The sequence below is a fragment of the Streptomyces sp. MST-110588 genome (assembly GCF_022695595.1).
Classification (GTDB): Bacteria; Actinomycetota; Actinomycetes; order Streptomycetales; family Streptomycetaceae; genus Streptomyces.
Window position 1 is genome coordinate 6,364,126 of sequence record NZ_CP074380.1, and the last position, 20,397, is coordinate 6,384,522.

General features: G+C 71.2%; 14 protein-coding genes and 2 pseudogenes. 10 read left to right on the forward strand and 6 right to left on the reverse strand.

The genetic code is table 11. From position 1 onward, the window contains the following. Positions 1 to 236 precede the first annotated feature (236 nt). Complete coding sequence (locus tag KGS77_RS27945; protein WP_242585928.1) at positions 237 to 1,283, reverse strand: LacI family DNA-binding transcriptional regulator; 1,047 nt, start codon at positions 1,281 to 1,283, stop codon at positions 237 to 239. 415 nt (positions 1,284 to 1,698) lie between these two features. On the opposite strand from KGS77_RS27945, the pseudogene KGS77_RS27950 reads away from it, so the two are divergent. From KGS77_RS27950 to KGS77_RS27960, 3 genes and pseudogenes are all read left to right on the forward strand, one after another. After that, a pseudogene (locus tag KGS77_RS27950) lies at positions 1,699 to 2,429 on the forward strand (VIT1/CCC1 transporter family protein). A gap of 295 nt (positions 2,430 to 2,724) precedes the next feature. Next, positions 2,725 to 7,494 (forward strand): glutamate synthase large subunit, encoded by a 4,770-nt coding sequence (gltB, locus tag KGS77_RS27955; RefSeq protein ID WP_242585929.1) that lies wholly within the window; start codon positions 2,725 to 2,727, stop codon positions 7,492 to 7,494. Beyond that, positions 7,487 to 8,947 (forward strand): glutamate synthase subunit beta, encoded by a 1,461-nt coding sequence (locus tag KGS77_RS27960; protein WP_242585930.1) that lies wholly within the window; start codon positions 7,487 to 7,489, stop codon positions 8,945 to 8,947. Before gltB ends, KGS77_RS27960 begins: the two co-directional genes overlap by 8 nt. Positions 8,948 to 9,252: 305 nt before the next feature. On the opposite strand, the gene KGS77_RS27965 is transcribed toward KGS77_RS27960, so the two are convergent. Further along, a complete protein-coding gene (locus KGS77_RS27965; RefSeq protein ID WP_242585931.1) occupies positions 9,253 to 9,858 on the reverse strand; it encodes a hypothetical protein in 606 nt (201 codons plus the stop codon). 66 nt (positions 9,859 to 9,924) lie between these two features. On the opposite strand from KGS77_RS27965, the pseudogene KGS77_RS27970 reads away from it, so the two are divergent. Continuing rightward, positions 9,925 to 10,650 (forward strand): annotated as a pseudogene (locus tag KGS77_RS27970) (winged helix-turn-helix domain-containing protein); the annotation flags it as partial. A gap of 139 nt (positions 10,651 to 10,789) precedes the next feature. Here the strand turns inward: KGS77_RS27970 and KGS77_RS27975 are convergent. After that, a complete protein-coding gene (locus KGS77_RS27975; RefSeq protein WP_242587732.1) occupies positions 10,790 to 11,299 on the reverse strand; it encodes a MarR family transcriptional regulator in 510 nt (169 codons plus the stop codon). Between the two features lie 155 nt (positions 11,300 to 11,454). On the opposite strand from KGS77_RS27975, the gene KGS77_RS27980 reads away from it, so the two are divergent. Next, complete coding sequence (locus KGS77_RS27980; protein ID WP_242585932.1) at positions 11,455 to 12,174, forward strand: SDR family oxidoreductase; 720 nt, start codon at positions 11,455 to 11,457, stop codon at positions 12,172 to 12,174. A 69-nt stretch (positions 12,175 to 12,243) separates the two neighbouring features. Here the strand turns inward: KGS77_RS27980 and KGS77_RS27985 are convergent, their stop codons facing one another. Both KGS77_RS27985 and KGS77_RS27990 read right to left on the reverse strand, forming a co-directional pair. Then, positions 12,244 to 13,491, reverse strand: a complete 1,248-nt coding sequence (locus tag KGS77_RS27985) for an acyl-CoA dehydrogenase family protein (protein WP_242585933.1) — start codon at positions 13,489 to 13,491, stop codon at positions 12,244 to 12,246. Between the two features lie 20 nt (positions 13,492 to 13,511). Then, positions 13,512 to 13,991 carry a flavin reductase family protein gene (locus tag KGS77_RS27990; RefSeq protein ID WP_242585934.1) on the reverse strand — a complete coding sequence of 160 codons (480 nt, stop codon included), beginning with the start codon at positions 13,989 to 13,991 and terminating at the stop codon, positions 13,512 to 13,514. A gap of 117 nt (positions 13,992 to 14,108) precedes the next feature. Here KGS77_RS27990 and KGS77_RS27995 point away from each other — a divergent pair, with 117 nt between their 5' ends. The 4 genes from KGS77_RS27995 (at position 14,109) to KGS77_RS28010 (ending at position 17,963) form a co-directional block, all read left to right on the forward strand. Further along, the gene (locus KGS77_RS27995) at positions 14,109 to 14,882 is read left to right on the forward strand and encodes an FCD domain-containing protein (protein WP_242585935.1); all 774 of its coding nucleotides are present in this window, start codon (positions 14,109 to 14,111) and stop codon (positions 14,880 to 14,882) included. Positions 14,883 to 15,145: 263 nt separating this feature from the next. After that, a complete protein-coding gene (locus tag KGS77_RS28000; protein WP_242585936.1) occupies positions 15,146 to 15,883 on the forward strand; it encodes an MBL fold metallo-hydrolase in 738 nt (245 codons plus the stop codon). A gap of 248 nt (positions 15,884 to 16,131) precedes the next feature. Beyond that, positions 16,132 to 17,220: an ABC transporter substrate-binding protein gene (locus KGS77_RS28005; protein ID WP_242585937.1), complete on the forward strand. Its 1,089-nt coding sequence runs from the start codon at positions 16,132 to 16,134 to the stop codon at positions 17,218 to 17,220. Positions 17,221 to 17,267: 47 nt separating this feature from the next. Continuing rightward, a complete protein-coding gene (locus KGS77_RS28010; RefSeq protein WP_242585938.1) occupies positions 17,268 to 17,963 on the forward strand; it encodes an alpha/beta hydrolase in 696 nt (231 codons plus the stop codon). 91 nt (positions 17,964 to 18,054) lie between these two features. Here the strand turns inward: KGS77_RS28010 and KGS77_RS28015 are convergent, their stop codons facing one another. Then, positions 18,055 to 18,975 (reverse strand): hypothetical protein, encoded by a 921-nt coding sequence (locus KGS77_RS28015; RefSeq protein ID WP_242585939.1) that lies wholly within the window; start codon positions 18,973 to 18,975, stop codon positions 18,055 to 18,057. Positions 18,976 to 19,242: 267 nt separating this feature from the next. Between KGS77_RS28015 and KGS77_RS28020 the strand changes: the two genes are divergently transcribed. After that, entirely contained in the window at positions 19,243 to 20,058 is an 816-nt protein-coding gene (locus KGS77_RS28020) for a serine protease (protein ID WP_242585940.1), read from the forward strand. Positions 20,059 to 20,397 lie beyond the last annotated feature (339 nt).

Sequence of the window (20,397 nt, forward strand, 5' to 3'; positions counted from 1 at the left end):
CGGGGCGGAGGCGGAGGGACAGGGAAGGGCTGGGGCGGTGGTGGGGCGTGCAGTGCGCTGCTCATGGCGTGCCGTTCTGTCGTGCGGGTGCGGGTGCGGGTGTTACGAGTGGAGGTGCGGACGTAAGCGTGGGAATGAGCGCGACGGTGGTTGCGGCTGCGGCTGCGGCTGCGGTTCGGGTGTGGATGCGGATGCGGAAGGGAGCCGTAGGACGGAGGGAGGGGAGGGGGCCGCGCTCACGGAGCGGCGCCGGCCGGGGCGGAAGAGGCCCGTATCACCAGGCGCGGAGCCACCGTCTCGCGGCGGGCGGGTGCCCTGGGCCCCTCGGCGGGTTCCCGAAGGCGGTCCAGGAGCATGCGCGCCGCGATCCGCCCGCGTTCGGCCGAGCCGAGGTCCACACTTGTCAGAGGCGGCCAGCCGGCCCGCGCCAGGACGGTGTCGTCCATCCCGACGACCGCCACATCGTCCGGTATGGACAGGCCCCGGGTGTGCAGCGCCTGACAAGCACCGAGCGCCAGTTGGTCGTTGGCGCAGAAGACGGCGTCGAGGCCGGTACGGCGGTCCAGCAGGTGGTGCACGGCCGCCGAACCCGCCTCGATGGTGAACTGCGTGGTCTCCACCAGAGCAGGGTCGAGCCCGAGGCCGCAGGAGGCCAGACCGGTGCGGTAGCCCAGGGCGCGGTTGCGGCCGGGCACCGTGTCCGCGGGACCGTTGACGAAGGCGATGCGCCGCCGCCCGCTCTCCACCAGATGACGTACGGCCGCCTCGGCGCCCCTGGCGGAGTCGGCGCGGACGCTGTCCACCGGCCCGCGGCCCGCGGGGTCGTCCGGCAGCGAGCCGATGACCACGACGGGCCGGGCCGCGGTGGCCAGCGCGTCCAGATGCCGGGGCGTGATGCGGATCGGGCACAGGATCAGCCCGTCGCTCGTACGGTCCGCCAGGCTGCGCAGCACGGCCAGTTCGTCCGCCACGACCGCGTCGGTGGAGTGCAGGAGGAGCCGGTACCCCTCGGCTCTGGTGGCGGCCTGTATCTCACGGACCATCGAGACGTAGACCGGGTTGCCGATGTCCTGCATGGCGAAGGTGAGCTGCATCGAGCGGCCTCCCTTGAGCGAGCGGGCCACCGCGTTGGCGACATAGCCCAGTTCGGCCGCCGCCTTCTCCACCCGGCTGACCGTATCGGGCCTGGCCGCCCGGCCGTTGAGTACCCGGGAGACCGAGGCGATGGAGACCCCGGCCCGCTCGGCGATCGTCTCCACGGTGGGAGATTCGTTCGTCGTCATGCTTCTCACCCCTCTACGCGCACACGGACCCACACCGCCCGTGCCGCGTCATTCCGCGCTGCGCCATTCCGTGCTGTGTCATCCGTGCCGTGCCGCGCCGGTCCTGACGCCCAGCGTCCGGTCCGTCCGCAGCCGCTGCCGAAGCTCCTGCTGAAAACGTTTACAGGATGCGGGAGTTGAACCCCTGACCACACTGCGGTTTCCCGCACTTTTGCTTACGGTTTTCCGCAGTGCGCGAGGGTGTGATCGGGATCTCAGCCCGCCCGTCGCGATAAAACCGCAGGTCAGCGTGGTAAGTACGGCCTTCCTTGCTAGCGGCGGAGGGTAATTCGCGCATAGATTCGCGTCGTTGGAGGGGGAAGCGCCGCCATCGGCCCACACCTCGTTGAAGGGAGAAGGTCCCTATATGTCCGTCATGGAAGTCATGGACGCCTCGGCGCCGACACATGTCGCCCACCGCGACAACCACACCCACCGCGACGTGAACGGTGGCTGGCTGCGCCCCGCGGTCTTCGGCGCCATGGACGGACTGGTCTCGAACCTCGCCCTGATGACGGGCGTCGCCGGCGGCTCCGTATCGCAGCAGACGATCATCATCACCGGCCTCGCGGGCCTGGCCGCCGGCGCCTTCTCCATGGCCGCCGGCGAGTACACCTCCGTCGCCTCCCAGCGCGAGCTGGTCCTCGCCGAGCTGGACGTCGAGCGGGCCGAGCTGCGCAAGCACCCCAAGGACGAGCTGGAGGAGCTGGCGGCGCTGTACGAGTCCCGCGGGTGGAGCCCGCGCTCGCCCGCGAGGTGGCCAAGCAGCTCTCCAAGGACCCCGAGCAGGCCCTGGAGATCCACGCCCGCGAGGAGCTGGGCATCGACCCGTCCGATCTGCCCTCGCCCACGGTCGCCGCCGTCTCCTCCTTCGGCTCCTTCGCGCTGGGTGCCCTGCTGCCCGTACTGCCGTACCTCCTGGGTGCCTCGGCCCTGTGGCCCGCGGTGCTGCTGGCCCTGCTCGGACTTTTCGCGTGCGGGGCGGTCGTGGCCCGCGTAACGGCACGCTCGTGGTGGTTCAGCGGACTGCGTCAGCTCGTACTGGGCGGAGCAGCGGCCGGTGTGACGTACGCCCTGGGGGCCTTGTTCGGAACCGCCGTAGGGTGAGACCCTGCGCATCCATGCATGTGACCGCATAGTTAACGCCTAATTCACGGTTTCGCCCCGCCAGGAGTTGGGCATAAGGCCGAGGCGTTGCGGGCAATGTCGCCCCTGAAGCGCAGCGCTTTCGGAGCGATCCCTCCGTCCGCGTCCTTGATCCACTGCTATCGCGGTGTCCGCATGCTGGAAGGCGCTATCCGCTTTCCGAGAAGCAGGTCATCCTGTAACCTGCACGAAATTTCGCAGAGGGCCAACGTCGTCCCTCGGCACAGCACATGCCACGACGACGTTGGGAGAGCCGATGCGTTTCGCGTCCACGCACTCCGCGACCACCGGCAGCGCCAGCGCCGCATGGTCGCCCATGGACGGGCGCCCCGCCGAGCAGGGGATGTACGACCCGCGCAACGAGCACGACGCCTGCGGTGTCGGCTTTGTGGCAACCCTTACGGGCGAGGCCGACCATGCGCTGGTCGAGCAGGCCCTCACCGTCCTGCGGAATCTTGAGCACCGCGGCGCGACCGGCTCCGAACCGGACTCCGGAGACGGCGCCGGCATCCTTCTCCAGGTCCCCGACGCCTTCCTGCGGGAGAGCGTCACCTTCGGCCTGCCCGAGGCCGGCGCGTACGCCGTCGGTATCGCCTTCCTCCCCGCCGACGCCCACGAAGCCGCCGCCGCCGTCTCGCGAATCGAGACGATCGCGTCCGAAGAAGGACTGGACGTGCTGGGGTGGCGCGTCGTCCCGGTCGCCCCCGAGCTCCTGGGCAGCGGCGCCCGCGCCACCATGCCGGCCTTCTCCCAGCTCTTCGTCGCCGACAAGGGCGCTGCGGAAGCAGGCGGTACGGAAGCAGGCGCTGCGGAAGCAGGCGGTACGGAAACCAGCAGTGCAGGCGCGGACACCGCCCGCCCGCCCAAGGCCACCGGCCTGGCCCTGGACCGCAAGGCGTTCGTACTGCGCAAGCGCGCCGAGCGCGAGGCCGGGGTCTACTTCCCCTCGCTGTCCGCCCGCACGATCGTCTACAAGGGCATGCTGACCACCGGCCAGCTCGAACCCTTCTTCCCCGACCTCTCCGACCGCCGCTTCGCCACCGCCATCGCGCTGGTCCACTCCCGGTTCTCCACCAACACCTTCCCGAGCTGGCCGCTCGCCCACCCGTACCGCTTCGTCGCCCACAACGGTGAGATCAACACGGTCAAGGGCAACCGCAACTGGATGCGCGCCCGCGAGTCGCAGCTCGCCTCCCCGCTTTTCGCCGGTACCGCCACCGGAAGCACCGGCACCCGAACCGGTGCCGCAACCGACGCCCCGACCGACGCCCCGACCGACCACAGCGGCTTGGAGCGCCTCTTCCCGGTCTGCACCCCCGACGCCTCCGACTCCGCCTCCTTCGACGAGGTCCTGGAACTGCTCCACCTCGGAGGCCGCTCCCTGCCGCACGCCGTCTTGATGATGGTCCCGGAGGCGTGGGAGAACTCCACCTCCATGGACCCGGCCCGCCGCGCCTTCTACCAGTACCACTCCACGATGATGGAGCCCTGGGACGGCCCGGCCTGTGTCACCTTCACCGACGGCACCCAGGTCGGCGCGGTCCTGGACCGCAACGGCCTGCGCCCGGGCCGCTACTGGGTCACCGACGACGGCCTGGTCGTGCTCTCCTCCGAGGTCGGTGTCCTGGACATCGACCCCGCCAAGGTCGTCCGCAAGGGCCGCCTCCAGCCCGGCCGGATGTTCCTCGTGGACACCGCCGAGCACCGCATCATCGAGGACGACGAGATCAAGGCGCGGCTCGCCGCCGAGCACCCGTACGAGGAGTGGCTGGAAGCCGGCCTGATCGACCTCGCGGACCTGCCCGAGCGCGAGCACATCGTGCACACCCACGCCTCGGTCACCCGCCGCCAGCAGACCTTCGGCTACACCGAGGAAGAGCTGCGCGTCATCCTCGCCCCGATGGCCAAGACCGGCGCCGAGCCCATCGGCTCCATGGGTACGGACTCCCCGATCGCGGCCCTCTCCGAGCGCCCCCGGCTGCTGTTCGACTACTTCACTCAGCTCTTCGCGCAGGTCACCAACCCGCCGCTGGACGCGATCCGGGAGGAACTGGTCACCTCCCTGATCTCCTCCCTCGGCCCGCAGGGCAACCTGCTGGAGCCCACCGCGGCCTCCTGCCGCAGTGTCACCCTGCCCTTCCCGGTGATCGACAACGACGAGCTGGCCAAGCTCATCCACATCAACGCCGACGGTGACATGCCGGGCATGAAGGCCGTGACCCTCTCCGGCCTCTACCGGGTCTCCGGGGGCGGCGGCGCGCTGGCCGCCCGTATCGCCGAGATCTGCGCCGAGGCCGACGCCGCCATAGAAGACGGCGCCCGCCTGATCGTGCTGTCCGACCGCCACTCCGACGCCGAGCACGCGCCGATCCCCTCCCTGCTGCTGACCGCCGCCGTCCACCACCACCTCATCCGTACGAAGCAGCGCACGCAGGTCGGCCTGCTCGTGGAGGCCGGTGACGTACGCGAGGTGCACCACGTCGCGCTGCTCATCGGGTACGGCGCCGCGGCCGTCAACCCCTACCTGGCGATGGAGTCGGTGGAGGACCTGGTCCGGGCCGGCACCTTCCTCCCGGCCGGCACCGAGCCCGAGGCCGCCATCAAGAACCTGATCAAGGCGCTCGGCAAGGGCGTGCTGAAGGTCATGTCCAAGATGGGCATCTCCACCGTCGCCTCCTACCGGGGCGCACAGGTCTTCGAGGCCGTCGGCCTGGACCCCGAGTTCGTGGACGCGTACTTCCACGGCACCGCCACCAAGATCGGCGGGGTCGGTCTCGACGTCATCGCCGAGGAGGTCGCGGCCCGGCACGCCAAGGCGTACCCGGCCACCGGCATCGCCGCCACCCACCGCGCCCTGGACATCGGCGGTGAGTACCAGTGGCGCCGCGAGGGCGAACCCCACCTGTTCGACCCGGACACCGTCTTCCGTCTTCAGCACTCCACCCGCTCGCGCCGCTACGACATCTTCAAGCAGTACACCGAACGGGTGAATGAGCAGTCGGAGCGTCTGATGACGCTGCGCGGCCTGTTCAGCTTCAAATCCGACCGGCCCGCGGTCCCCCTGGAGGAGGTCGAGCCGGCGAGCGAGATCGTCAAGCGCTTCTCCACCGGCGCGATGTCCTACGGGTCCATCTCCCGCGAGGCCCATGAGACCCTCGCCATCGCCATGAACCAGTTGGGCGGCAAGTCCAACACCGGTGAGGGCGGCGAGGACCCGGACCGCCTGTACGACCCGGCGCGCCGTTCCGCCATCAAGCAGGTCGCCTCCGGCCGTTTCGGCGTCACCAGCGAATACCTGGTCAACGCGGACGACATCCAGATCAAGATGGCGCAGGGCGCCAAGCCCGGCGAGGGCGGCCAGCTCCCCGGCCACAAGGTCTACCCCTGGGTCGCCAGGACCCGGCACTCCACTCCGGGCGTCGGCCTGATCTCCCCGCCGCCGCACCACGACATCTACTCCATCGAGGACCTCGCCCAGCTCATCCACGACCTGAAGAACGCCAACCCCCGGGCGCGCATCCACGTCAAGCTGGTCTCCGAGGTCGGTGTCGGCACCGTCGCCGCCGGCGTCTCCAAGGCCCACGCGGACGTCGTCCTGATCTCCGGCCACGACGGCGGCACCGGCGCCTCCCCGCTGACCTCTTTGAAGCACGCCGGCGGCCCCTGGGAGCTGGGCCTGGCCGAGACCCAGCAGACGCTGCTGCTCAACGGCCTGCGCGACCGCATCGTCGTACAGACCGACGGGCAGCTCAAGACCGGCCGTGACGTGATCATCGCCGCTCTCCTGGGCGCCGAGGAGTACGGCTTCGCCACCGCCCCGCTCGTCGTCTCCGGCTGCGTCATGATGCGCGTCTGCCACCTGGACACCTGCCCGGTCGGCATCGCCACCCAGAACCCGACGCTGCGCGAACGTTTCAGCGGCAAGGCCGAGTACATCGTCAACTTCTTCGAGTTCATCGCCCAAGAGGTCCGCGAACTCCTGGCCCAGCTCGGTTTCCGTACGCTGGACGAGGCCATCGGCCACGCCGAGCTGCTGAACACCGAGAAGGCCGTCAGCCACTGGAAGGCGCAGGGACTGGACCTCGCCCCGCTGCTGCACGTCCCCGAGCTGCCCGAAGGCGCCGTACGCCACCAGGTCACCGTCCAGGACCACGGCCTGGAGAAGGCGCTGGACAACGAGCTGATCAAGCTCGCCGCCGACGCGCTGTCCGCCGAGAGCGCCGAGGCCGCGCAGCCCGTACGCGCCCAGGTCGCCATCCGGAACATCAACCGGACCGTCGGCACGATGCTCGGCCACGAGGTGACCAAGAAGTTCGGCGGCGCCGGACTGCCCGAGGACACCATCGACATCACCTTCACCGGCTCGGCCGGCCAGTCCTTCGGCGCGTTCCTGCCGCGCGGCATCACCCTGCGCCTGGAGGGCGACGCCAACGACTACGTCGCCAAGGGCCTCTCGGGCGGCCGGGTGATCGTCCGCCCGGACCGCGCCGCCGACCACCTGGCCGAGTACTCCACCATCGCCGGCAACACCCTGGCCTACGGAGCCACCGGCGGTGAACTGTTCCTGCGCGGCCGGGTCGGCGAGCGGTTCTGCGTACGCAACTCCGGCGCGACCGTCGTCTCCGAAGGCGTCGGTGACCACGGCTGCGAGTACATGACCGGCGGCCACGCCGTGGTCCTGGGTGAGACGGGCCGTAACTTCGCTGCCGGCATGTCCGGCGGCGTCGCGTACGTCATCGACCTGGACAAGGACAACGTCAACCCGGAGCTGACCGGCGCGGTCGGCCCCCTGGAGGACACCGACAAGCGGTGGCTGCACGACGTGGTGCGCCGCCACCAGGAGGAGACCGGCTCCACCGTCGCCGCCAGGCTCCTCGACGACTGGGACGCCTCCGCCGCCCGCTTCAGCAAGGTGCTTCCAGCCACCTACAAGGCCGTGCTCGCCGCCAAGGACGCCGCCGAGCGAGCCGGGCTCTCCGAGTCCGAGACCCACGAGAAGATGATGGAGGCGGCGACCCATGGCTGACCCGAAGGGCTTTTTGACCACCGACCGCGAGGTCGCCCGGATGCGCCCCGTCAGCGAGCGGGTCCGGGACTGGAACGAGGTGTACGTCCCCGGCTCCCTGCTGCCGGTCATCAGCAAGCAGGCCGGCCGCTGCATGGACTGCGGCATCCCCTTCTGCCACAACGGCTGTCCGCTGGGCAACCTCATCCCCGAGTGGAACGACTACGCCTACCGGGAGGACTGGCGGGCCGCCAGTGAGCGGCTGCACGCCACCAACAACTTCCCCGAATTCACCGGCCGGCTGTGCCCCGCGCCCTGCGAGTCCGCGTGTGTGCTGGGCATCAACCAGCCGCCGGTGACCATCAAGAACGTCGAGGTCACCATCGTCGACAAGGCGTGGGACAGCGGTGACATCACCCCGCAGCCGCCCGAGCGGCTCAGCGGCAAGACCGTCGCCGTCATCGGGTCCGGCCCGGCGGGCCTGGCCGCCGCCCAGCAGCTCACCCGCGCCGGCCACACCGTTGCCGTCTACGAGCGCGCCGACCGCATCGGCGGGCTGCTGCGCTACGGCATCCCCGAGTTCAAGATGGAGAAGCGGCACATCAACCGCCGTATCGAGCAGATGCGTGCGGAGGGCACCAAGTTCCGTACGGAGGTGGAGATCGGCCTCGACATCGACGCCGCCAAGCTGCGCAAGCGCTATGACGCGGTGGTCATCGCGGCCGGCGCCACCACCTCCCGCGACCTGAAGGTCCCCGGGCGCGAGCTGAACGGCATCCACTTCGCGATGGAGTACCTGCCGCTGGCCAACAAGGTGCAGGAGGGCGACCTGACGGTCTCCCCGATCACCGCCGAGGGCAAGCACGTCGTGGTCATCGGCGGCGGTGACACCGGCGCGGACTGTGTCGGCACCGCCCACCGCCAGGGCGCGGCCTCCGTCACCCAACTGGAGATCATGCCCCGGCCCGGCGAGGAGCGCTCGCCCGCCCAGCCCTGGCCGACCTTCCCGATGCTCTACAAGGTCACCTCGGCCCACGAGGAGGGCGGTGAGCGCGTCTACTCCGTCTCCACCACCCACTTCGAGGGCGACGAGGACGGCAACGTCCAGTGGCTGCACCTGGTCGAGGTGGAGTTCACCGACGGCAAGCTGACGCCCAAGCCCGGCACGGAACGCCGTATCCCCGCCCAACTGGTCACGTTGGCCATGGGTTTCACCGGCACCGACCAGGAGAACGGGCTGGTCGCCCAGTTCGGGCTGGAGCTGGACGCACGCGGCAACATCGCCCGGGACGCGGACTTCGCCACCAACGTCCCCGGCGTGTACGTGGCCGGTGACGCCGGACGCGGGCAGTCCCTGATCGTGTGGGCCATCGCCGAGGGCCGCTCCGCCGCCCGTGGCGTGGACCGCTATCTGACGGGAGCCAGCGCCCTGCCCGCGCCGATCAAGCCGACGGACCGCGCACTGACGGTGTAACCAGCCGTACGCCCCGGTCCTGCGCCCTGCTGTGCGCCCCGCCGCGTGACCGGCGGCGCACTCTCCACGGCGCGCGCGGTCCGCGTACGGCCCCCGTACGGCGCGCGCCCCCCCCAGATGTCCCGTACAGCGTCGTGCGGAACAACCGCGGCGCCTGTCCCCTCCCCCGACCGGAGGGCAGGCGCCGCACTCGTTCCCCCTCATTCCGGCCGTGTCGTCGGCACGGCGGAACTCCTTCGGACGGCCGAGGTCATGGGCGCGCTTCCTGAGGCCATGAACACGTCCCAAGCCTCCTTCAAGCCCCCTCAAGCGTTCTCAAGCGGACTCAAGCCCCCTCCGGCCCCCGACTGCTGTACGGGAAACCGGCGCCCCAGCTTCCGCGCCAGCTCCCGCGCGGTGGCCGGTACGGCCAGGGGCACCGGCGCGGAACTGGACCGGAAGTCGTGGACCGGCGGGCACCACGTGGAGACGCCGAGCCGGCGGTCCCCCAGCGGCAGCACCCACCGCGGGTCGGCGTGCACCCGCAGCACCTGCGCCTCGATCTCGGTCCACGCGCCGTCCGGTGTCGTCCGCGCGCCGCCCCCGCGCGCCTCCAACTGCACCGGGCAGTCCACCACCCGCGGCGGTCGCACCAGTTCGGACGGCTCGGTCCACGGCGCCTCCGCGCACCGGTGGCGCGCACCGTACGCACTGTCCTCACCCGCCGCCTCGGCTGCCGGCAGGCTGATCACCACATCCGGCCGCACCGCGAGATTGCGCGCGGTGCGCCCGCGCGCGGGCATCGTCGCGTGGATGACCGGCCCCTGTTCCCAGCGGACGCGCAGGACGGCGACCTCATACGTCCCGTCCTCATTCTCCGTGGACAGCAGGGCCTTCACGGCCCATCTGCCCTTCCCCGGCACGGATTCCATGCTTAGAGGATAGAAGCCAGATACTTCGGCGCTCACCGAAGGGTTATGAGACGTTACTCTCTGTGCATGAACCGACGGGACGCTTATCTAGAAAGCATCGCGGACACCCCGGACCTCGCCGCCCTGGCGGGCCTGCTCGCCGACCGCACGCGCGCGGCCATCTGCATGGCCCTGCTGGACGGAGGCGCCTGGACGGCAGGCGAACTCGCCGAATACGCCGCGGTCGCGCCCTCCACCACCACCGAACACCTCAACCTCCTGGTCTCCTCCGGACTGCTCACCGAGGAGCGCCAGGGGCGGCGGCGCTATGTTCGCCTGGCCGGGCCGGACACCGCGGAGGCCCTGGAAAACCTCGCGGGCCTGGCCCCCTACCGCCCGGTTCCCATCCGCTCTTTGGCCGAGGCCAACCACCGCCGGGCGCTGCACCACGCCCGCACCTGCTACGACCACATCGCCGGAGCGCTGGGCGTCGGCATCGCCCGGGCCATGACCGAACGGGCCCTGCTGGCCGACGAGTACGGCCTGGTCCTGACCCACGCCGGCGCGGCCTGGCTCGCCGACCTCGGCATCCAGGACGCGGGCCCGTCCGACGCCTACCGTGCGCACGTACGCACCTGCCTGGACTGGACGGCACGCCGCCAGCACCTCTCGGGAGCGGTGGGCGCCGCGCTGTACCGGCACGCCCTGGGGGAGGGCTGGATCGTCAAGGCCGGCGCCACCCGCATCCTGACCGTCACGGCGGCGGGGCGGGTCGCCTTCAGGCGCCACCTGGGCCTGGGTGACGCGGCCCTGGAGCCCTCCAGCGGCCCGCTCATCGCCCCGCCACCCACTCCGGCCCCGGCTGCCCTTCCCGTCACCGGCCGTCTCATGACTTCACCCACCGAACTGGCGGACCGAACAGCGGGCCCGGCCCCGGCCGTCACCGTCCCGGTCAGTCAAGTTCCCCCACATGTGTGATCCGGTCGTCACCGAGCCGCTCCTGTACGTCCAGCAGCAGCACCCGCAGCAGCCCGGCGAGCTGACGCTGCTCCTCACCCGTCAGGCCGCCGATCAGCTCCGCCTCCCGGTGCAGCACCTGGTCGACCGTCGTCTCGACCAGTTCGTGCCCCGCGGCGGTCAGTGCGACCAGGACCGTACGGGAGCGGCCCGCTGCGGGCCGGCGCGTGACCAGACCTGCTCGTTCGGCGCGCGCCACCCGCTGTGAGACCGCACCGGCCGTCACCAGCGAGCGCCGCCCGAGCTCGCGAGTGCTCAGGGTGTAAGGCTCCCCGGCCCGGCGCAGCACGCTCAGCAGGTCCAAGGTGGCGGTGTCGACCCCGGCACGGGCCAGCACCCGGCGGCGGTCGTCCCCCAAGAGCTTGGCCAACTGCCAGATCGGCGTCACGATGCCGACGGAGGAGACGGGCGTGCCAGGGCGCTCGCGCTCCCATGCGTCGGCGATCTCCTGGACGGGGTAGCGGCGCGAGCCGTCCGTACTGCCGGCGCCGGCCCCGTCTTCAGCGTCCTGTTCGATGTCGCCCCTTGCCACGAGCCCTCCCGGCAGTGTTATGTTCAGGTCTAAATTTAGACCTGAACGACGAGTTCGGAGCCCACCTTATGGCACGCAACATCCTGGTCACCGGCGGCGCCACCGGTATCGGCCGCGCCGTCGCACAGCACTTCGCCGAGCAGGGAGAGGACGTCACCATCACAGGACGCCGCCGCGCCCCCCTGGAGCGGACGGCCCAGGAAACCGGCGTCCGCGCCGTGGTCTGCGACCACACCGACCCAGCAGCCCTGACCTGCCTGCTGGCGGAACTGCCCGCGCGGATCGATGTCCTTGTCAACAACGCCGGCGGCAACACCGACTTCGACGCCGACGACGGTACGGATCTGGCTTCCTACGCGCGGCGCTTCAAAGCCAACCTCGACGCGAACCTGCTCACCGCCGCGCTCACCACCACAGCCGTGGAGGACCGGCTCGCGGCCGGCGGCGCGGTCGTCCACATCGGCTCGATCGCCGCGGACCAGGGATCCGGCGCCTACGGTGCGGCCAAGGCCGGACTCGCCGCATGGAACGCCGGCCTGGCGGACGCACTCGGACCACGCGACATCACCGCCAACGTCGTCTCGCCCGGCTACATCGCGGACACCGAGTTCTTCCGGGACAAGCTCCGTGCCGAGCGGCGCGAATGGCTTGTGGCGGCTACCGCCGTGGGGCGGGCGGGCCGGCCGCGGGACGTCGCGGGCGCGGTGGCGTTCTTGGCCTCACCGGCGGCCCGGCACGTCACGGGGCAGGTGCTGAACGTCAACGGAGGGGCGTACAAGAGCCGTTGACGTCGACATCGATGTGACGGGGGAGAGCGCCCGGCCAAGGGGCCGCCGTCCGGCGGCCCCGGGCGCGGGTCACACGTACGGGGTGATCCGCTCCTCGACCCCGAGCAGCACCTTCCCGTAGATCTCCATGCCCACCGCGGGCCTGGACGCCGCGTGCCGGCCCGCCACGCTCGCATCCCGCCAGATCCGCTGGAGCGTGTTGGCGTCCGCGAAGGTTCCGGCGCCGTGCACATCGGCCAGGGTGCTGAGGGCCGACAGGAGGTTCTCGATGGCGTGCCCGGTGTCGGCGCGCACTCGTGCCCTGGTCAGCAGATCGAGGTCCACGCCCCGCGCCGCGGCCGTGTCGAGGTCGGTGGCGGCCCGGTGCACGTGCAAATGGGCGGTGTCGATCTTCATGGCGGCCTCGGCGACCTGTATCTGCACGCCGACCGAGTCCGCCTGGGTCTCGTAGTACGTGTACGACATCGGTTTGGTCGCCGCCTTCTCGGTGACGAGCTTCAGCGCGGCGCGCCCGAGCCCGAGCTGAGGACCTGCGAGCCCCACGGCCAGCAACGGGGCGAACGCGGTGCGGAACAGTCCGCTCGGACCGTGGTCGGCGGGAACGTCACCCTCGATGGCGCCCGGCACGGACATCACCCGGTGCTCGGGTACGAAGACGTCCTCGGCGATCAGGCAGTTGCTGGCGGTGCCGCGCATGCCGGCGACGAACCAGGTGTCCTCCAGCGACAGTTCGGAGCATGGCGCCAGGACCATCGCCTGATCGGCCACCTCGCCGTTCTCATCGGTGATCGGCATGCCGAGGACGGCCCACGAGGAATGCGAGGAGCCCGAGTTGTAGTACCAGCGGCCGGTCATCCGCCAGCCGCCCTCGACCCTGCGGCTGGTGGCGGTCGGACTGAACACTCCGGTGACCCGCGCCTCGGGGTCGTCGCCGAAGACCTCTTCCTGCGCCTGCTCGGGGAAGAGGGCGGCCAGCCAGTTGCACGTGTTGATGACGGCGGCCACCCAGCCCGTCGAGCCGTCGCCCTCGGCCAGTGCGGCCGTCACGTCGATCAGGGTGCGTACGTCGCTCTCGTAACCGCCGAAGCGCCGCGGCACGGTCAGCTTGAACAGCCCGGCCCGCGTCAGCGCGTCGATCACTTCGTCGGTCACCCGCCGGTCCGCCTCGATCCGGGCGGCGTGCTCGCGCAGCAGCGGCTGCAGCGCCTGCGCCCGGGCCACGAGTTCCTCCCGGGCCGGGGCGGGGCTGGAAGCCGAAGCCGAGAAGGGGGCAGCCGGCCCGGCGGACGGCGCGGGACGGGAAGGCGTGGTGGTCATACGGGTCTCCTGACTGAAGCTCAGCGGGCGAACGTGGAGTGGGTGCCGAAGGTGCGGTGGCTGTAGACGAGGGGAGCGGCCCGGACCGTACGGACGTGTACGACCTCGCCGAGGAGCAGCAGGTGGTCGCCGCCCTCGACCGCCGAGCGGAGCCGGCACACCAGCCAGCCCGGCGCGCCGGTCAGCCGCGGCAGCCCGTGGTCGTAGCGCCAGGGCACCTTGGACGCGGCGAAGCGGTCGGGCACCCGGCGGGCGAAGGTCCTGGCCAGCTCGTCCTGGCCGTGGGCCAGCATGTTCACCCCGAACCGCCCGGTCGTAAGGATGCGCCCGAGGACGCCGGAGGAACGGTCCAGCGCCACCGACACCATCGCGGGGCGCAGTGACAGAGAGGCGAAGGCGCTCACCGTGACCCCGTAAGGGATCTCGTCCTCGGCCGCCGTCACGATCGTCACCGGGGCGCAGACCCCGGCCATCGCCTCACGGAAGTCCTGCTCCGTCATCAAGCCCCCTTAAATCACTATGATGATTATGGTGATCATGCATGCGGTTTACGAAAGCCGTCAAGAGGTGCGAGGGTATTCGGCATAATCAATTCAGCCGGGCGCCGAGGAGACACCGTGGGAACCGCAGACCACCGCACGGGCGGGCACGACGCACATCACGTACGCGACGGAGCAGAACCCCCCGCCCTGCGCCGCGACGACTGGGAACGCCCCACCTCCCCCTCACGCGCCGAAACCGCCGCCGACCGCATCGCCGACCGCATCGCCCGCACCCGGCCGGGCGCCCGCCTGGGCACCAAGGAGGAACTGCGCGCCGAGTGCGGCGTATCCGTCGGCACGTTCAACGAGGCGCTGCGCCTCCTCCAGACCCGCGGCCTGGTCACCGTGCGGCCCGGCCCCGGCGGGGGACTCTTCGCGGCCCAGCCGCCCCCCGCCGCACGCCTGGACGCCTGGGCCCGGTCCCTGGACGAGCGGCACCCCGAGGAGGCCCTGCGCATCCGCGACGCCCTGGATCCCCTGCTGGTCGAGGACGCCCTGTGGCACGCGTCCCCGGCCGACATCGCCGAGTTGCGACGTCACGTGGCAGCCCTGGACCAGGCGGCCGGCGCCGCCGACCCGGTCGCCTTCGCCCGCGCCGACCGGCTGCTGCGCACCCACCTCGCCGCCCTCAGCCCCAGCACACTGCTGCGTTCGCTGTACGAGGGCCTGCTGGCGGCCGTCGAACGCGCCGAATCCGCAAGCACCCCCGAAACCCACGTCCTCCGTGCCCGGTACGACCGCCTCGCCGCCCTCGTCGACGCCCTCGACGCCCGTGACCGCGACCGGGCCCTGCGCCTGGCCGCCGCTCCCGCCGGCACATCGGGAAGGGGAGCGGCTCCGGCTTCTTGATATGCGGGTCAGCGCACCCGAAGTCGTCCCGGAGAGCGGTGGCTTGTGCGGAGGACGCCGACCGGCGCGACCCGATGTCCCGGCGACCGGTGACCGGCGACCGGTGCCTGACGACCGGTGACCGGTGACCGGCGGCTCCTGAGCCGTACCGTCGTGGGCCCTTCGTGCCTTTCAATCCGTCGGCCCCACTTTCGCCGTCCGCTCAATTCGCCCGCAGCGCACAGGTGGTGGCCGACGAGTGATCGGCGGCTAGCGTCCGGGACATGAACGGACCCGCACAGATCACCGACTCCATCTGGCACCTCCCCTTCCCCGTCGGCCACGTCTACCTCGCCCGCCTCGCCGACGGCGGCTTCGCCGTGGTCGACGCCGGTGTCCCCGGATCGGCCCAGGCGATCCTCGATGCGCTCAAGCGCCTGGGCGGACAGCCGGGCGAGCTGCGGCAGATCGTGCTGACCCACTCCCACATCGACCACATGGGGTCGGCCGCCGACCTCGTGGCGGCCACCGGCGCACAGGTCCTGGCGGGCGCGCCGGACGCCCCGTACATCCAGGGGACGGCCCCCGAACCGCCGCCGGTGCACACTGCGGCGGAAGGCCCCCTGCACGCCCGCATCCTGGCGGGCCTGGCGGGCGCCGGCATGCCGCCGCTGCGGCACACGGCCGTGGACACGGCGCTGCGCGACGGTGACACGCTCGACGGCTGGACCGAGCCCGTCCACGTCCTGCACGTCCCGGGCCACACACCGGGAGGCATCGCCCTCCATCTGCCGGCCGGCAAGGTCCTCTTCCCCGGCGACCTCATCGCCAGGGCCGGGGACCGTGTCGTCCTAGGACCCTTCAACGTCGACCGGACGCAAGCCATCGCCTCCTTCCGCCGCCTGGCCCGCCTGGTCGCCGAGGCGGGGGTGGAGACGGTCTGCGTCCCGCACGGCGAACCGATCCTGCGGGGCGCCCGCGAGCTGCTGGCGGCGGCCACGCCGGAGACCGACTGGCTGTGAGGCGTCAGGGGCGGACAGCGGAAGTGGCGCACCTGACGTGTCAGGGGACGGACAGGGGAAGTGGCGCTCCTTACCCGTCCGGCGCGTCGTACGGATCACAGTGCCGACCGCCCCCCAACCCGCCTCAACTTAGGTTAGCCTCACCTTGCCTGATGTGCGGGAAGGGGCGAGCGCAGCGCGATGTCCCGCCGCCGGGCGCGGCCGATCAGATCTGTCCCGAAGGATCTGTCCTAAGAGAGCGAGGCACCATGACCGCAACCGTGACCGTTCCCCGCCGCGCGGCGGACAGCGGGACCTTACGGCAGCGCGACGGGGCCGCCGGCAGTGGCCCGGCCCGCCGGAGCGTGCTGGCCGCAGGCGGCGCACTGGGAGCGGGAGCGCTGCTGACGGCGTGCGGAAACGGTGGCGGCCCAGGTACGGACGGCTCCTCCGGAGCGGCGGCCGGAAGCTGGAGTTTCCGGGACGACCGCGGCAAGAAGGTCACGGCCGGCGTACGCCCCAGACGCATCGTCGGTTACATCGCCTCCGTGGCCGCGCTGCACGACTTCGGCGTCGGATGCACCGGCTACTTCGGGCCCGCCACCTACCCCAACGGCAGGCCGACGCCGCAGGCCGGCACCCTCGACCTCGGCGGGCTGACGGCCGTCGGCAGCAACCACAGCGACTTCAGCATCGAGAAGTACGCCGCACTGCGCCCCGAGTTGCTGGTCAGCAACATGAACCAGCCGCCCCTTTTGTGGATGGTGCCGCAGGAAGGCGCGGAGAAGATCCTGGGGCTGGCGCCCAGCGTCGGCATCACCACCGCCCGCACCTCACTGCTGACGGCCATCGAGCGCTACGCGGCGCTCGCCGCGTCCTTGGGGGCCGACCTCAAGGACGAACGGGTCACCGGCGCCAAGGCCCGCTTCGAACGGGCGGCGCGGCGGCTGCGCGCGGCGGCCGGGGCCAAGAAGGGACTGAAGGTCCTGGCGGTCGCGGCACAGCCGGACACGATCTCCGCCGGCGTGCCCACCTCCTTCGCCGACGTCCGTTACTACAGCGAGCTGGGGGTGGAGTTCGTCGTGCCGCGCAAGCCCGGCCGTGACGGGTTCTGGGAGAACCGGAGCTGGGAGAACGCCGACCTCTACGACGCCGATGTGATCTTCCTCGACCAGCGCCCCAACAACGTGCCGATGGACGAACTGGCCAGGAGCAAACCCACCTGGAGCCGACTCCCGGCGGTCAAAGCCGGACAGGTCGTCGCCTGGAACAACGAGGCCCAGTACAGCTACGCGGGCTACGCCCCACTCCTCGAACGCCTGGCCGACGCGGTGGAGCGAGCGCATAAAGTGACCTGAGGCGACCTGGGACCGATGTCGCGGAAGGGCCACAGAAAGGCACCACCTTGCAGTTGCACACCCACGAATGGGGGACCGGCGACCGGATCGCGGTGCTGATCCACGGCATCATGTCGGACCACCGCACCTGGTGGCGGGTCGGCCCGGCACTCGCCGAGCGGGGCTATCGCGTGATAGCCGTCGACCTACGGGGCCACGGCCGCAGCCCGCGGGGGGAGTACGGCGACCAGATCTTCGCCGACGACCTCATAGACACCCTGCCCCAAGGTGTGGAGGTGGCGATAGGGCACTCACTGGGCGGCATGGCGCTGTCCTTGGCGGTGGAGCGGCTGCGGCCCGCGCGGGCGGTGTACTACGACCCGGCGTGGACGCTGGGCAATCGCCAACGGCCCGTGGACCCCGCGATGTTCGCCCAGCTCAAGCGGGTGACCCGGCAGGTGATCAAGACGTTCAACCCGCGCTGGGACGACGTCGACGTGGACCTCGAACTGGAGACCGTCGACCTGTGGGATGTAGAGACCGCGTACGCGCTGTCCGGTGACCAACTCAAGGACCGTACCCCCGCGAAGCCGGTCGTACCCTCCCTCGTGCAGGTGGCGGGCGAGGGATTCCTCTTCGATGCGGAAGCCGTGAAGGCGCTGGCCGACCGGGGCTTCGAGGTCCGTACGGTCCAGGGAGCCGGACACACCATCCACCGTGACGACTTCGAGGCGTTCATGGAGTCGCTGCACGGATGGATCTGAGCACGCCCCGACGCGTACGCGCTTCACCCTCGCCTCCGCCGCACACCTCGATGCGTTAGATGCGCACCGGAACGCCTCTCGCGCGGCGCCGTCAGGTGTCACAGTCCAATACGGTGCGGCACAGGCCGCAGCGGGCCCGCAGCCGGCCGCGTACCGGCACGCGGATGCGCTGGTGGCAGGTCGGGCATGGGAAGGACACCCGCAGCGGCGCGCGGCCCTCGAAGGCGTAGCCGTCGTCCGGCGTGGCGGGGGCGGCGAGCGGATCGCGGCGGGGGCTGAGCGCCGCCCGCCGGTCCCTGGCGTAGCGGCGGCGGCCGGCCCAGCCCGCGGCGGCCAGCGGCGGCTGCTGCTCGTCCCGGCGGGCCCGGGCCAGGCCCGCCCGGTAGGCATCGTACGCCTGCGGGCTGGTGAACCACGGCGCGGGGTCCTCGCCGAAGAACAGCGCCCGCTTGGCCAGGACGTAGCCGAACTCCTCCGGTGTGAGGTAGCCGAGCTTCTGGGAGAACGGGCCGTTCTCCCGGTAGGCGTCAAGGAGCAGCCAGCCCGCACCCAGATAGGTGGTGGCGGTGTCGGTGAGGATCTCGTTGTCGCGGGTGCCGGGGAAGGACAGCTCCAGGCGGTGCAGGTAGACGTGCATGACCTCATGGGCGAGGGCGGCGCCGATGTCCTTGCGGTGGTTCTTGAAGCGCGCGTTGAGCTCGATGAAGTACTCGGGTCCGGCGGCGAGTTCGACGTTGGCCGCGTGCCGCATGTCGCGGAAGGCGACGATCATACGGGCGTCCGGCAGCCGCAGGTGCCGGACCATCGCGCGGGCCACCCGCTGCACGCCCAGATGCAGGTCCTCCTCGTCGCCGAAGGCGACCTCGGCGGGCAGCACGCTGGCGGGGAAGGTGGCCACCGTGTCGTAGGACAGCCGCTTGAACAGGGCGGTGACGGCCGAGCGCACGGTCTCCAGGTGAGGGAATCCGTGCACGATCTCACTGCCGGGTCCGCCCGGCCCGCCCGCTGTCACCCGACCACTGTACGGGCGGGCGGGATCATCCGGTACGGGGCGCACCGAGCCGTGGAATTACGGAAGTTGGCCGTACGTACACCCTTGTCACGCTGATCCGCCCCTCACATAATCCAAGGGCGCTTTGCGGGCTCCTACCCAGTGGGTCCGGACGCCTCGCGGCGTGCTGCCGTCTGCCGACGGCCTTCCACCGAGGGGTGCCTCCGGGATACGCGCTTGGCATGAGCCCGTCATCTCCAAGCGAAACCCCCCGCGAAAGGAAGCCCGTTGAAGAGCTACCTCAAGCACCTGAAGAGAGCCACGGCGGTCGGCGCCGTCACTCTGGCGGCCCTGAGCCTCCAGCCCCTGTCAGCCGGCGCGGCACCGGCCGCCGAACCAGGAACCAGCAGCAGCCCCGGCCCCTCGGTCGTCGGCGGCACCCGGGCCGCCCAGGGCGAATTCCCCTTCATGGTCCGCCTGTCCATGGGCTGCGGCGGAGCTCTCTACAGCAGCACCATCGTGCTGACCGCCGCCCACTGCGTCGACGGCAGCGGCCCCAACACCTCCATAACCGCCACCGCCGGAGTCGTGGACCTCCAGAACCCCAAGGCGGTCAAGGTCAGGTCGACCGAGGTCCTCCAGGCCCCCGGCTACAACGGCAAGGGCAAGGACTGGGCGCTGATCAAGCTCGCCAAGCCCGTCAAACTGCCGACGCTGAAGATCGCCCAGAGCGCCCAGTACAACAACGGCACCTTCGACATCGCGGGCTGGGGCGCCGCCAGGGAAGGCGGCAGCCAGCAGCGCTACCTGCTCAAGGCCAAGGTGCCCTTCGTCGACGACGCCACCTGCCTGCGGGCGTACGGCGACGATCTGACCCCCGGCGAGGAGATCTGCGCCGGCAAGATGAGCACCGGCGGCGTCGACACCTGCCAGGGCGACTCCGGCGGCCCGATGTTCCGCAAGGACGACGGCGGTCAGTGGATCCAGGTCGGCATCGTGAGCTGGGGCGAGGGCTGCGCCCGCCCCGGGAAGCCCGGCGTCTACACCGAGGTGAGCACGTTCGCGGCGGACATCAAGGCCGCTGCCTCCCGCCTCGGGGGCTGAGGGACTCGAGGGGCTGAGGGGCCAAGTGGCCGGGCCGGGCGGCGCACGCCGCGTACGGCCCGGCCCGTACCCCCAGCAGAAACATCACTGAAGCAGCCATACGCACCACGCACACTATGCGCACCAACCGCACCACCAGCACGGCCCGGCGCCGGGCCCCGACCCCGGCACCGGGCCGCTGCCCTCCCGCGACCGCGGCGGGCCCGATGCCCCGAGGCCGTGATCCCCGCGAAGCTCACTGAACAGCGCCTGCCCCCGTCGCCCGGGGACCGGGCGCGAAGGAGACGGCGCGCGTGAACGAACCGACGGACACCCGGCGCGGCCCCAGCCGCCGCACGC

What these genes read in the sequence shown, in the direction of transcription:
- KGS77_RS27945 (WP_242585928.1), bottom strand. Translation starts at nt 1,283, where the DNA reads ATGACGACGAACGAATCTCCCACCGTGGAGACGATCGCCGAGCGGGCC.
- gltB (WP_242585929.1), top strand. Translation starts at nt 2,725, where the DNA reads ATGCGTTTCGCGTCCACGCACTCCGCGACCACCGGCAGCGCCAGCGCC.
- KGS77_RS27960 (WP_242585930.1), top strand. Translation starts at nt 7,487, where the DNA reads ATGGCTGACCCGAAGGGCTTTTTGACCACCGACCGCGAGGTCGCCCGG.
- KGS77_RS27965 (WP_242585931.1), bottom strand. Translation starts at nt 9,858, where the DNA reads ATGGAATCCGTGCCGGGGAAGGGCAGATGGGCCGTGAAGGCCCTGCTG.
- KGS77_RS27980 (WP_242585932.1), top strand. Translation starts at nt 11,455, where the DNA reads ATGGCACGCAACATCCTGGTCACCGGCGGCGCCACCGGTATCGGCCGC.
- KGS77_RS27985 (WP_242585933.1), bottom strand. Translation starts at nt 13,491, where the DNA reads ATGACCACCACGCCTTCCCGTCCCGCGCCGTCCGCCGGGCCGGCTGCC.
- KGS77_RS27990 (WP_242585934.1), bottom strand. Translation starts at nt 13,991, where the DNA reads ATGACGGAGCAGGACTTCCGTGAGGCGATGGCCGGGGTCTGCGCCCCG.
- KGS77_RS28000 (WP_242585936.1), top strand. Translation starts at nt 15,146, where the DNA reads ATGAACGGACCCGCACAGATCACCGACTCCATCTGGCACCTCCCCTTC.
- KGS77_RS28005 (WP_242585937.1), top strand. Translation starts at nt 16,132, where the DNA reads ATGACCGCAACCGTGACCGTTCCCCGCCGCGCGGCGGACAGCGGGACC.